General features: G+C 43.0%; 12 protein-coding genes. 11 read left to right on the plus strand and 1 reads right to left on the minus strand.

The genetic code is table 11. The features are described 5' to 3' along the window. The first annotated feature begins 6 nt into the window (after window positions 1-6). The 3 genes from polA to coaE are packed head-to-tail and all read left to right on the plus strand — an operon-like array spanning window position 7 to window position 4,100. Entirely contained in the window at window positions 7-2,652 is a 2,646-nt protein-coding gene (polA, locus tag IGI72_RS08550; protein ID WP_438753846.1) for a DNA polymerase I, read from the plus strand. Between the two features lie 15 nt (window positions 2,653-2,667). After that, window positions 2,668-3,510, plus strand: coding sequence for a DNA-formamidopyrimidine glycosylase (gene mutM / locus IGI72_RS08555; protein WP_225000800.1), 843 nt, complete (start codon window positions 2,668-2,670; stop codon window positions 3,508-3,510). Then, window positions 3,507-4,100, plus strand: a complete 594-nt coding sequence (coaE, locus tag IGI72_RS08560; RefSeq protein WP_428214406.1) for a dephospho-CoA kinase — start codon at window positions 3,507-3,509, stop codon at window positions 4,098-4,100. The genes mutM and coaE overlap by 4 nt, the downstream gene beginning before the upstream one ends. A 173-nt stretch (window positions 4,101-4,273) precedes the next feature. On the opposite strand, the gene IGI72_RS08565 is transcribed toward coaE, so the two are convergent. Continuing rightward, entirely contained in the window at window positions 4,274-5,053 is a 780-nt protein-coding gene (locus IGI72_RS08565; RefSeq protein ID WP_428214405.1) for an ABC transporter ATP-binding protein, read from the minus strand. Between the two features lie 168 nt (window positions 5,054-5,221). On the opposite strand from IGI72_RS08565, the gene IGI72_RS08570 reads away from it, so the two are divergent. The 8 genes from IGI72_RS08570 to IGI72_RS08605 all read left to right on the plus strand — a co-directional run bounded on the left by IGI72_RS08570 (window position 5,222) and on the right by IGI72_RS08605 (window position 11,833). After that, complete coding sequence (locus tag IGI72_RS08570) at window positions 5,222-5,560, plus strand: hypothetical protein (protein WP_016609515.1); 339 nt, start codon at window positions 5,222-5,224, stop codon at window positions 5,558-5,560. A gap of 247 nt (window positions 5,561-5,807) precedes the next feature. Then, a complete protein-coding gene (locus IGI72_RS08575; protein ID WP_438753849.1) occupies window positions 5,808-6,449 on the plus strand; it encodes a FusB/FusC family EF-G-binding protein in 642 nt (213 codons plus the stop codon). A gap of 203 nt (window positions 6,450-6,652) precedes the next feature. Further along, window positions 6,653-7,123, plus strand: a complete 471-nt coding sequence (gene nrdR, locus IGI72_RS08580) for a transcriptional regulator NrdR (RefSeq protein WP_005226004.1) — start codon at window positions 6,653-6,655, stop codon at window positions 7,121-7,123. Window positions 7,124-7,136: 13 nt separating this feature from the next. Then, entirely contained in the window at window positions 7,137-8,513 is a 1,377-nt protein-coding gene (locus IGI72_RS08585) for a replication initiation and membrane attachment family protein (RefSeq protein WP_010748201.1), read from the plus strand. Continuing rightward, window positions 8,513-9,442: a primosomal protein DnaI gene (dnaI, locus tag IGI72_RS08590; protein WP_005226006.1), complete on the plus strand. Its 930-nt coding sequence runs from the start codon at window positions 8,513-8,515 to the stop codon at window positions 9,440-9,442. Before IGI72_RS08585 ends, dnaI begins: the two co-directional genes overlap by 1 nt. Window positions 9,443-9,465: 23 nt before the next feature. Next, a complete protein-coding gene (locus tag IGI72_RS08595) occupies window positions 9,466-9,927 on the plus strand; it encodes a hypothetical protein (protein WP_010748202.1) in 462 nt (153 codons plus the stop codon). Between the two features lie 95 nt (window positions 9,928-10,022). Further along, entirely contained in the window at window positions 10,023-10,718 is a 696-nt protein-coding gene (locus IGI72_RS08600) for a tRNA (adenine(22)-N(1))-methyltransferase (protein ID WP_086295301.1), read from the plus strand. Further along, window positions 10,715-11,833 (plus strand): Nif3-like dinuclear metal center hexameric protein, encoded by a 1,119-nt coding sequence (locus tag IGI72_RS08605; protein WP_428214403.1) that lies wholly within the window; start codon window positions 10,715-10,717, stop codon window positions 11,831-11,833. The genes IGI72_RS08600 and IGI72_RS08605 overlap by 4 nt, the downstream gene beginning before the upstream one ends. Window positions 11,834-11,841: the final 8 nt, after the last annotated feature.

The raw sequence follows: 11,841 nt of genomic DNA on the forward strand, positions 1-11,841 counted from the left end.
AATCAAATGCCAAAAAATAAATTACTACTCGTTGATGGAAATAGTGTGGCTTTTCGCGCGTTTTTTGCGTTGCATAATTCATTAGAACGGTTTAAAAATGCCAATGGGCTGCACACAAATGCCATCTATGCGTTTCATACTATGTTTGAAAATGTGATGGCAAAAGAACAGCCAACACATGTTTTAGTGGCTTTTGATGCTGGAAAAACCACCTTCAGGACAGCGATGTATGAAGACTATAAAGGCGGACGTTCAAAAACCCCTGGGGAATTTAAAGAACAAATGCCTTACATTCGCGAATTGATCAACGCGTTAGGTGTTCAATATTACGAATTAGATAATTACGAAGCCGATGATATTATTGGTACATTGGCGAATAAAGTCGACAAGGAGCTATTTGACGTTGTCGTTTTATCTGGCGATCGCGATTTGACCCAGCTGGCAACGGAGCACGTGAAAGTTGACATTACGGTCAAAGGAGTTAGCGAAATTGAAAGTTATACGCCCGCTCATGTGGCTGAAAAATATGACGGCCTAACGCCCTTACAAATCATCGACATGAAAGGACTAGCTGGTGATGCTTCCGATAATATTCCTGGTGTCACCAAAATTGGTGAGAAGACAGCCATCAAGCTATTGAAGGAATATGGCTCCGTTGAGGGGATCTATGAACACATCGATGAAATGAAAAAAAGCAAGATGAAAGAAAACCTGATCAATGACCGTGAGATCGCCTTTCTTTCAAAACAATTAGCAACCATCGATGTGGATGCGCCTATTGAGGTCGATGTCGACAAACTGAAATATGAAGGCAAAGATTTAGAGAAATTGGTGCCATTCTACCAAGAAATGAATTTTAATAGCTTCTTAGAGAAGTTGCAGATTACAGCTGAACCAGTTGAGATGGAAGACATTTTGTTTTCGGTCGTTGAAGAAGTAACAGAAGATATGTTCCAAGGAGACACAGCATTGTATGTCGAGATGATGGGGGATAACTATCATTTGGAAGACATCGTCGGTGTTGCTTGGGGCAATCAAGAAAAAATTTATGTCAGCAATCGTGAAGAATTGTTTGAAAGTCCAGTCTTTACCAATTGGTTAAAAGACGAGGAGCGTAGAAAGTTCGTCTATGATGCCAAACGCACGTACGTGGCATTAAACCGATACACGACCGCACCAAAAGGAATCGCTTTTGATGTTTTATTGGCAGCTTATCTTTTAGACACGAATGATACGAATAATGACATCGCAGGTGTTGCCGCTCACTATGGCTATGATGCGATCCAATCGGATGAAGCGATTTATGGAAAAGGTGCGAAAAAAGGTCTGCCAGCGGATGAGGAAGACTTCTTTGCTCATTTAGCCCGTAAAGTAGCAGCGATTACGAACCTAACACCAAAGCTTACGGAAGAATTGGCAGCGAAGAATCAAACAGCGCTATTTGAAGAAATGGAATTGCCTTTATCAATGATTTTAGCTGATATGGAGATTACTGGAATCAAAGTTGATGCGTCTCGCTTGCATCAGATGAAGGGCGAATTTGCGCAACGGTTGCATGAAATTGAAGAAAAAATCTACGCCGAAGCTGGTGAAACCTTCAACTTAAACTCACCGAAACAACTGGGTGTGATCTTATTTGAAAAAATGGGCTTACCAGTCATCAAAAAAACCAAGACTGGCTATTCGACAGCCGTCGATGTGTTAGAACAACTAAAAGAGCAAGCACCGATCGTTGAAGACATTTTGACTTATCGTCAAATCGCTAAGATCCAATCAACCTATGTAGAAGGCTTATTAAAAGTGATCCAAGGGGATGGCAAAGTCCATACACGATATGTACAAACCTTGACCCAAACTGGTCGATTAAGTTCTGTCGATCCGAACCTACAAAACATTCCGATTCGTTTAGAAGAAGGTCGAAAAATCCGTGAAGCCTTTGTGCCACGAGAAGCTGATTGGGTGATCTATTCTTCTGACTACTCTCAAATCGAATTACGAGTGTTGGCACATATTTCAGATGATACCCATTTGAAAGAAGCCTTTATCGAAGGTCAAGATATCCACTCAAGCACAGCGATGCGAGTCTTTGGTATCGAAAAAGCAGAAGATGTGACACCAAATATGCGTCGTCAAGCCAAAGCGGTCAACTTCGGTATCGTTTATGGTATTTCCGATTATGGCTTATCCCAGAATCTAGGAATCACCAGAAAAGCCGCCCAACAATACATTGATACGTATTTTGAAAAATATCCTGGTGTGAAAACGTATATGGAGGAAGTGGTTCGTGAGGCGAAGGACAAAGGGTACGTTGAAACCTTGTATCATCGCCGTCGTTACCTACCTGATATCAATTCGCGCAATTTCAATATTCGGACTTTTGCGGAAAGAACCGCCATCAATACACCGATCCAAGGCAGTGCGGCGGATATCTTAAAGATTGCCATGATCGATTTGGCGAAACGTTTGAAAGAAGAAAAATTAGCAGCAACGATGCTGCTGCAAGTACACGATGAACTAGTCTTTGAAGTACCTGAATCTGAATTGCCTCGTCTTGACGCTTTAGTGAAAGAAGTGATGGAGCAAGCCGTTGCATTGCATGTCCCTTTACTGACAGACAGCAATTGGGGCAAAACATGGTACGATGCAAAATAAATGAGGTGAACAGAGGTGCCTGAATTACCAGAAGTTGAAACGGTCCGCAAAGGACTTGAAAAACTTGTTTTAAATAAAACGATCGAATCGGTCGAGATCCTTTGGCCGCGAATCATCGAAAGTCCTGAAGTGCCGATCTTTTCGGCACTGTTGAAAGGGCAACGTTTTGAAAAATTTGAACGACGTGGAAAATTTTTGATTTTTAAATTGACAGATTATGATCTGATCTCTCATCTACGAATGGAAGGCAAGTACGAGTATTTTGAGTCAGACCCGGTTGTCGATAAACATACACATGTCATTTTCCATTTTACGGATGGCAGTCAGTTAAATTACCATGATGTAAGAAAATTTGGTCGTATGACTTTAGTGGATAAAGACCAAAGCGCAGCCTATAAAGGCATCATGCAATTAGGTCCTGAGCCTAAGCCTGAATTGTTTTTATTAGAAGCATTTGAGCAAGGATTGAAGCGGTCTAAAAAAGCCATCAAACCCCTTTTGTTAGATCAAAAACTTGTGACTGGTTTGGGCAATATTTATGTAGATGAGGCGCTATGGCAAGCGAAGATCCATCCTGAACAACCAGCAGATTCGCTCACCCCAGCAGAAGCCAACGTGTTGCATCAAGCGATCATCGATGTCTTGGAACGCGCCGTTGAAGCAGGGGGGACCACCATTCGGACCTATCTCAATGCATTGGGCGAAGCAGGAAAATTCCAAATGTCATTAAATGTCTATGGCCAGACGGGCAATCCTTGCGGGCGATGCGGGACACCAATCGTCAAGACCAAAGTTGCCCAACGGGGGACGCACTTTTGTCCTCAGTGCCAAAAATTGCATGTGAGGTCCAGCAAATGAGCTTTGTCTTAGGGGTCACTGGCGGGATCGCTACTGGGAAAAGTACCGCAGTCGCGCATTTTCGCTCAATGGGCTTACCGATTATTGATGCCGATATCATCGCCAGAGAAGTCGTTGAACCGAATACGGAGGGCTTGCAGGCGGTGACGCAAGCCTTTGGTCCACAAATTTTGACCGATGACGGACACCTGGATCGGCAAACCCTCGGTGCCCTGATATTTAATGACCCAGAAAAACGTCGCTTGCTGAATCAGACGCTGTCGCCATTTATTCGACAAGAGATTTTGTCTCAGATCGAAGAAAAAAGGCAGCAGGTGCCCTTGTTGATCGTTGACATTCCTTTGCTTTATGAAGCCGACTACGACCAATACATGGATCAAACCGCAGTCATTTATGTGCCAGAAGCGCTTCAAAAAGAGCGGTTGATGGCACGTAATCAATTGAGTGAGCAAGACGCGCAACAACGAATCGACAGTCAGCTTTCCATTGAGAAAAAGAAACAACGGGCCGATATTGTCTTTGATAATCAAGGAACGATCGCCCAACTCAATCAGCAGATCGATGATTGGTTAGCATCCTTAAACAAATAGATAAGACAGCAGGTTCCCTTCAGCAAAAGGGAACCTGCTATTTGTCTTTCAATAGCAAACCTAGCCCTATCATTTCCAAAAACAACTGGCGCTGAAACACGTCGGAAACTGTTTGGTTTGGAAAGTAAGACGATCGTGTATGAATGGTTAAATATCAAAGTACCAGCCCTGATTTATTTTGGGGTCACGATCACGCGATTGCTGGAAAAGGGGTGAAGAACGATCGGCTGATCATAAAAAGAGGTGAGAACCTCCTCAGTAAAAATCGTCTCTCGTTGACCAGCGGCGTGGACTTCGCCGTTTTTTAACATCAGCAAATGAGTGAAAATCGGTAGTAGCTCTTCTGTATGATGGGTAACGTAAAGAAGAGTCGGCGTATTCGGCAGCTGTGAAAAAGCCTCCAGACGGCTTAGCAGTTCTTCTCGCGCAAATAAATCAAGGCCCGTACAAGGTTCGTCCAAAATGAGGATCTCTGGTTGTGCCATCATGGCACGTGCGATCATGACAAATTGTTTTTCCCCTTGAGAAAGGACGTGATAGGAACGATGGATCAGATGCGACAAACCTAAGTCAGCCAAAAGCTCTTCTGCTTGGATCAGCTGCTCTTCTTCGTAGGACTCATAAAGACCAATACTGGAATAAAGCCCCGAAAGAACGATTTCTTCGGCAAGATCGCGACCATAAAACTTGCTTTGCAGCGCTGAACTGACCCAACCAATGCGCCGTTGAAGATCGGGCACAGACGTTTTTCCGTAACGCTCACCTAAGACCGTTCGTTGACCAGAAGAAGGCCATAAACTTCCCGTGATCATTTGGAGTAATAAACTTTTGCCAGCACCATTCAGACCTAAAATCGCCCAATGCTCATTTTTTTTCACTTGCCAATTGATTGCTTTTAATAAATAGTTCTTGTCGCGAACGAAAGAAACCTGTTGGAAATCGAGGATTGTCATCTATTGTCGAACCTTAGACAGGTTCTTCACCTCCAGTTGTATGAATATTCAGAAAATAATCGCTCATATTATAGCATAAAGAAAAACATTTTGCTGACTGTTTGGTATCGCATTCATATCTTTTGTCAGAAAACAGAATGCTTGTTATGATGAAACTATACAGGAGGGATGATAACTATGGGTACTTTTAAAGATGAAAAAGATGTGATCGTTGGCAAAGCCAAAGAAAAAATCGGTGAGTGGACCAACAATGAAGAACTTGCCCACTCTGGAAAAGAACAAGCACAAGAAGGTCAAATCAAGAAAGAGCACGATCAAAAACGAGTCAATGAACTAGATGATCAAAATGATGAGCGTGATGCCCGCAATGATCGAACCACCCCTGAAAATGTCAGCAGCGAAGAACTATTGCGAGCTGAAAATCCCGATGCAAATAAAATTTCTTCGAATGATCGACGGGATGCAGACCAGCTGAAGCATTACACAGGAATTGAAGATAAATTATAAACAAACATGGATGCCTTCGTCTTCTAGACGAGGCATTTTTGGGTTAATGAGACAAGAGAGGTTGAAAGACAACCACCTACACAGTTGACAATTTCTCAACCTCTCATTATAATCCATTAAGATCGCATGGAAAGCAGCAAAGATATTGGGAGGTGGTCATCAAATGCTTATTTATGCATTGTGTACGACTGTCAAGAAAGTAGAACAGCCGCAATAGGAAACGGAAAATTAGAAAGAAGGCTTTTTTATGATCGAACCTTACCAATTTCATTCAATTAAACATCAAGTATACCAATTAGTACGAACGTATCAATCGGTCAATGATCCTCGAACGATCAAAACGGTTGAAACGATGACAAAAGACGCCATAGAACAATTTTTTCCTGAAGAAGAAACAGCACCACGAGAAATTTTAGCTGCTTTCTTTCAACCGGGGATGACGATCAGTCGCAGCAATGAGCTATTAACAGAGCTCAAAGAGTACGTCCGACCCTTTCAGGTACCGACAACAAAACAAATTGAAAAAATGTTTCGGAAAGTAAAAAAACTGAAAATACCTGATTTTGCTTCCGTTGATTTAAAAGAGACCACCTATCTTTCTTGGGATGATATCGGTAGTCAAAGCAAGTTTATGATCATTGCCACTGAACAAGGGTTTACAGGACTTCACGGTCATGTCTCAACCGAGGTCAAGAAAGGAATCTGTCCCTTGTGTCAGCATGAAGGGAATGTCTCGATGTTTCTTTCTCTGACGAAAATCAATGGCGATGGAACGTATACCAAACGGGGGAACTATATTTGTCGTGATAGCCAACGGTGCAATCAGCAGATGGAACAGCCAGCAAATTTGCATGACTTTGTTTCTTTGCTGCAAATGAAAGATAAATAACGAAATGAAACGGCAGAAAGATTTCTGCCGTTTTTTCAAATTCAAAAAAACAGTAGTTATAACATTATTTAAATTTTGTAATAAATGAACAGAATAAACCACTTTGGCTATTGTACCAACGGATTTCATGTTATAATTAATCATAGAAACCGATGACTTTACGTAAATACGTAAGCGCATAAGAGAGAAAATGAGGTGGAACTATGCAATGTCCAAAATGTCATCATAACAATTCTAGGGTAGTTGATAGTCGACAAGCCGATGATGGACGTGTGATTCGCCGCCGTCGTGAATGCGAAAATTGCGGCTATCGCTTTACAACATTTGAACGTATCGAAGAGGCACCCCTACTTGTCATTAAGAAGAATGGTGCCCGTGAAGAATTCAATCGCGAAAAAATCCTACGGGGTTTGATTCGTTCTGCTGAAAAACGACCAGTGACAATGGATCAAATGGAAACGATCGTCGATCATGTGGAAAGTCGTGTTCGTGCTCTTGGTGAAAATGAAATTTCTACAACACAGATTGGTGAGTATGTGATGGAGGATTTAGTTGATTTAGACGAGATCGCTTATATCCGTTTTGCCAGTGTCTATCGCCAGTTTAAAGACATGTCAGTTTTCTTGAAAGAACTACAAGACATCGTCGAAAAAGCGAAAGAACCACAAGAATAGAGGGGGACAACAAGTGGGCAATAGTTTACCGAATCAATCGTACAAAGTGTTCAAAAGCCGTCCACTTACAACGGAAGGGAAAGACGCCCTCATTTATTTGTATCAACCAATTATTGAAAGTGATGCTTTAGCGTTGTATTTGACACTCGCAAGTGATGTCCAAGCCCAAAGCTTTTCTGGCGAGGAGTCGATGACGACCGTGCATCTAGATATCTTGAATGCCATGAATGCGGGAATGCCTCGCTTCATAAAAGCCAAGCAAAACTTAGAGGGCATCGGCTTGCTAAAGTCTTATGAGAAAGCAGATGCTCAAAACGGGAGCTCGTATCTGTATTGGTTGCAAGAACCGGTCCATCCAGCAGCGTTTTTTCAAGATGAATTGTATGCCTATCTGTTGTTGGAAAGAGTCGGGGAGCGTAAATTTGATCAGCTGGTCAAGCTGTATCAACCAAAGCAGTGTTCCTTGACCGATTATCAGGAAGTGACCCAATCCTTCTCAGCCGCCTATGGGTTAAATACCGCACGTTTTGCTTCACATGAAGAAACGTTACAGGCAGTCAGTGATTCCTTTCAAGAAACCAATGCGAACTTGGTGCTTGATGAAAAGCAGTTGGATTGGGACTTTCTTTTATATGAAGCGCAGCGTCGGTATATCCGTGCCGCTAATTTCACACCAAGTTTTCGACAAAAGTTAGTTCTATACCATTCTTTATATGGCTATGATGTGTTGGAATTGTTGGATTTGATGGCGGACAATGTTTCTTTGACAACAGGCGAGGTCGACCAGAAGAAGCTGGAACAAGCCATCATGAAGAAATCACGACAAACATTCACGAAAACATCAAAAAGAGAAGATCCCCAAGCGGAAAGTCAGTTGCGTCGCTTCAATACCTTAAAACAGAATGGTTTTTCAGAAAATGATGTCTTATTGATTCAAGAAAGTGAGAACAATGCACCGATCGCTTTTCTCAAGGCGATCAAAGCGGAGAAAAACAGTTTCATGACGGATTCAGAACAATGGCTGATCAAGAGCCTTGTCGAACGGTCACCATTGCCAAATAGTGTGATCAATGTTCTGGTTCATTATGTCTTGGTGGTCCAAAACAATGCCGCTTTGTCAGGGAATTATGTGAACAATATCGCCGCCCAGTGGTCAGAATTAAAAATTGGTACGGCAGAAGATGCCATCAAACATGTTCGGAGCCTTGTTCGAAGTGCCAAGGAAAAACGCAGCCGACCACAAACCAGCGGCAAAAAAATCATTCGCGAAGAAAAGCTGCCTTCTTGGGCTGAAAAACCAGTGGAAGAGACAGCCTTAACGCCAGAGCGACAAGCAGAATTAGATAAAAAACTGCAAAACTACTTGCATAAGAAAGCTGGTGACAAGTAATGGAAGATGTAGGGAAAAACTTAGGAAAACTATTGGATAAACGCAATTACCGTGATCAGTTTTCAGCAATGATGGCAGAGGTTTTACAAGATCCTGATGTCAAAGCGTTTATTGCCGAAAATGAAGAGGTATTGACCGAAGCAGATATTCAAAAAAGCTATGCGAAACTATATGAGTTCGTCCAAGAAAAGCGGAAATTCCGCATCAATGATCCATCCATGATCGCACCGGGCTATGAGCCGCGCTTAGCGTTAAATTTTCATTTTATTGACGTCACCTATGTACCAACGAAAGAACTACTGGCATATCAGAAACAAGAAGAGATCCGCAGCCGCATCAAAGCGATGGATATGCCTAAAGATATACAAGAAGCAAGTTTTGCAGATTATCAGCAAACGCCTGGCCGAATGGAGGCCATCGCAGCTGCCGTTGATTTTATTAGTGAGTTGACAGCCAATCCACAGGAGTTTCATAAAGGACTTTACTTTGTGGGGAGTTTTGGGATCGGAAAAACCTATCTGCTTGGCGCGATCGCCAGAGATTTAGCGGAGGCAGGCTACACGACGACATTGGTTCACTTCCCGACATTTGCAGTAGAGATGAAACAAGCAATCGGCAAAGATCAGGTGGGGGATAAGCTGAATGCAGTGAAAAAAGCCCCAATCTTAATGATGGACGATATCGGTGCGGATGCGATGAGCAGTTGGATTCGTGACGAAGTCTTCGGTGTGATTCTACAATACCGAATGCAAGAGCAACTCCCGACGTTCTTTACCTCGAATTTTACTATGCATGAGTTGGAGCAGCATCTTTCAGTAACGCAACGCGGCGAATCGGAACCATTGAAAGCCAAACGTATTATGGAACGTATTCGTTACTTGACACAAGAGATCCAAATGACGGGCAAAAATCGACGAAATGATGCCTAAAAAACCATTATTGGAGGAAGAAGATGATGAAAAAACAAGTGATTCTAGGCTTGTCCTTAGCAGCAGTGCTGCTGTTAACGGCTTGTGGCAGTCCCGAAAACAACAATGCATCAAGTGGCGATAACACGCCTTCTGAATCAAGTGAGAATGCTAGTTCCGTTGCCAATAGTTCTTCAGAGAGCGAAACAGCGACGGTTTTTACTGGTATTATTCAAGAAGATGCCCGAGCAGGTTCAGATGATACCTTTCAATTATTTTTGAAAGACGTAGCGGCAGTTGAAGATGAGGATCAAGTCGTCCAAAGTTTTCAAAATGATGGGGTCATTCTCCATGTCCCTATCGAGGCCTATTCAGGAGAGATCGAGGAGTTAGTTGAAGGAGACAAAGTCCAAGTGTCGCTGCAAGGCGTCCCGATCATGACGATGTCGATCCCACCGCAAATTCCCGGTAACTCGATTCAAAAGGTTGAATTAGTGAACGATTAATGCAATGTGCGCCTTGGCAATGGCACCACAGTCAAGACGCACATTTTTTTCTATTTATGGAAAGCGTGTTATACTACGAAAGAAGGAGTGACAATATGAACGAACATGCATTATCGGATCGTTTGGCTTGCGTGGGCGAACAAATTCCCGACCAAGCACGTATCGCCGACATCGGCTCCGACCATGCTTATTTACCTGTGGCATTGATGCTGCAGAACAAAATCACTTATGCTGTAGCTGGAGAAGTCGTTCAAGGACCTTATGATTCTGCCAGTAAACAAGTACGTAAAAACGGGCTAACAGAGAAGATCGTGGTGCGCTTAGCAGACGGATTGGACGCTATTCAGCCAGCAGATAAGATCGACACGGTTGTTGTTGCTGGAATGGGGGGAACTTTGATTCGCTCTATTTTAGAAGAAGGCAGCAGAAAAAATCGCTTAGCGGGGGTCAAACGTTTGGTCTTACAACCGAATGTTGGCGAAAGGACCTTGCGGGAATGGCTCGTTGATCACAATTTTACGATCACTCATGAAGTGCTGTTAGAAGAAAATGACAAAAATTATGAAATCATCGTTGCGGAAACTGGAAAAGCGACGTACACGACCCAGCAATTATTTTTTGGTCCCTTTTTATTAAAAGAAAAAAATCCAGTTTTTTATAAAAAATGGCAGCATGAATTGAAGCAGCGTCAACGAGTGGTCAAAGAGTTAGAGAAAGCCAAAGAACCACCTGCTGAGAAAATGAATGAATTGAAAGAACAAATCGAATGGATCAAGGAGGTACTGGCATGATTTCTGGTCAAGAATTTATCAAACGCTTTGAAGCATACTGCCCGTTATGGTTGGCAGAAGAAGGCGATCCTGTTGGTCTGCATGTTGGTACATTAAACAAACCCCTCGAGCGAGTCATGATGACCCTTGATGTACGTCCAGAAGTGGTAACCGAAGCCATCGAGAAAAAGATCGACTTGATCATCGCGAAACATCCACCGATCTTTCGCCCTTTGAACCGCTTGCTGACCGATGATCCGCAACAAAAGATGTTGATGGATCTCGTCAAGCATGATATCGCCGTTTACGCCGCCCACACCAATATGGATATTATTGAAGACGGTTTGAACGATTGGTTTTGTGAACTGCTAGAAGTTGAACCAGATACGTACTTGAAGCAAACCCATCAAGTAAAAATGAAGAAACTAGCTGTATTTACACCTGTTGAATCGGCACCAGCATTGCGAAAGGCATTAGGAAAAGCTGGTGCTGGTCAGCAAGGCAATTACCAAAACACCAGCTATTCATTGATTGGCACCGGTCGCTTTACACCACAGCAAGCGGCGCATCCTGCCATCGGTGAGATCGGAAAAGAAGAACAGGTGCAAGAAGCGAAAATCGAAGTCATTTTTCCAGAAACGATCGAGAAAAAGGTCCTTTCGGCAATGATCGCTGCTCATCCTTACGAAGAGCCAGCTTATGATCTGTATGCCTTAGACAATTTGCCGAAGACCTATGGAATCGGACGGGTTGGCAACCTCGCTGAGCCTCTTTCCATTGATCAGTTTGTCGCACGTGTCAAAGAGCGGTTTGGTTTGACTGCTTTACGTATTGTCAGTTTTCCTAATGCACCTGAAAAAATTCAGCGAATCGCCATTTGTGGCGGCAGTGGTCAATCGTTTTATTCCGATGCCTTACGCCATCAAGCGGATGTGTACATCACTGGCGATATCAGTTACCATTTCGCCCATGACATGCAAGCCAATGGGTTGATCGGGATCGATCCAGGGCACAACATCGAAAAGGAATGTATTCCTCGGTTTATTGAGAAATTCAATCAGTGGAAAGCAGAAGAGAACTGGGCTGTGACCTTTGTTCCTTCCACCACTTCAACAAATCCATTTGACTATAGATAGGAGAATCT

Origin of the sequence: Enterococcus sp. DIV1059_2, assembly GCF_051713685.1 — a bacterium.
Classification (GTDB): domain Bacteria; phylum Bacillota; class Bacilli; order Lactobacillales; family Enterococcaceae; genus Enterococcus_D; species Enterococcus_D casseliflavus.

Excerpts from the sequence above, each read along its gene's own strand:
- IGI72_RS08600 (WP_086295301.1), top strand. The coding sequence starts at position 10,023 with ATGAACGAACATGCATTATCGGATCGTTTGGCTTGCGTGGGCGAACAA.
- dnaI (WP_005226006.1), top strand. The coding sequence starts at position 8,513 with ATGGAAGATGTAGGGAAAAACTTAGGAAAACTATTGGATAAACGCAAT.
- IGI72_RS08605 (WP_428214403.1), top strand. The coding sequence starts at position 10,715 with ATGATTTCTGGTCAAGAATTTATCAAACGCTTTGAAGCATACTGCCCG.
- IGI72_RS08575 (WP_438753849.1), top strand. The coding sequence starts at position 5,808 with ATGATCGAACCTTACCAATTTCATTCAATTAAACATCAAGTATACCAA.
- coaE (WP_428214406.1), top strand. The coding sequence starts at position 3,507 with ATGAGCTTTGTCTTAGGGGTCACTGGCGGGATCGCTACTGGGAAAAGT.
- polA (WP_438753846.1), top strand. The coding sequence starts at position 7 with ATGCCAAAAAATAAATTACTACTCGTTGATGGAAATAGTGTGGCTTTT.
- IGI72_RS08570 (WP_016609515.1), top strand. The coding sequence starts at position 5,222 with ATGATAACTATGGGTACTTTTAAAGATGAAAAAGATGTGATCGTTGGC.
- nrdR (WP_005226004.1), top strand. The coding sequence starts at position 6,653 with ATGCAATGTCCAAAATGTCATCATAACAATTCTAGGGTAGTTGATAGT.
- IGI72_RS08565 (WP_428214405.1), bottom strand. The coding sequence starts at position 5,053 with ATGACAATCCTCGATTTCCAACAGGTTTCTTTCGTTCGCGACAAGAAC.
- IGI72_RS08595 (WP_010748202.1), top strand. The coding sequence starts at position 9,466 with ATGATGAAAAAACAAGTGATTCTAGGCTTGTCCTTAGCAGCAGTGCTG.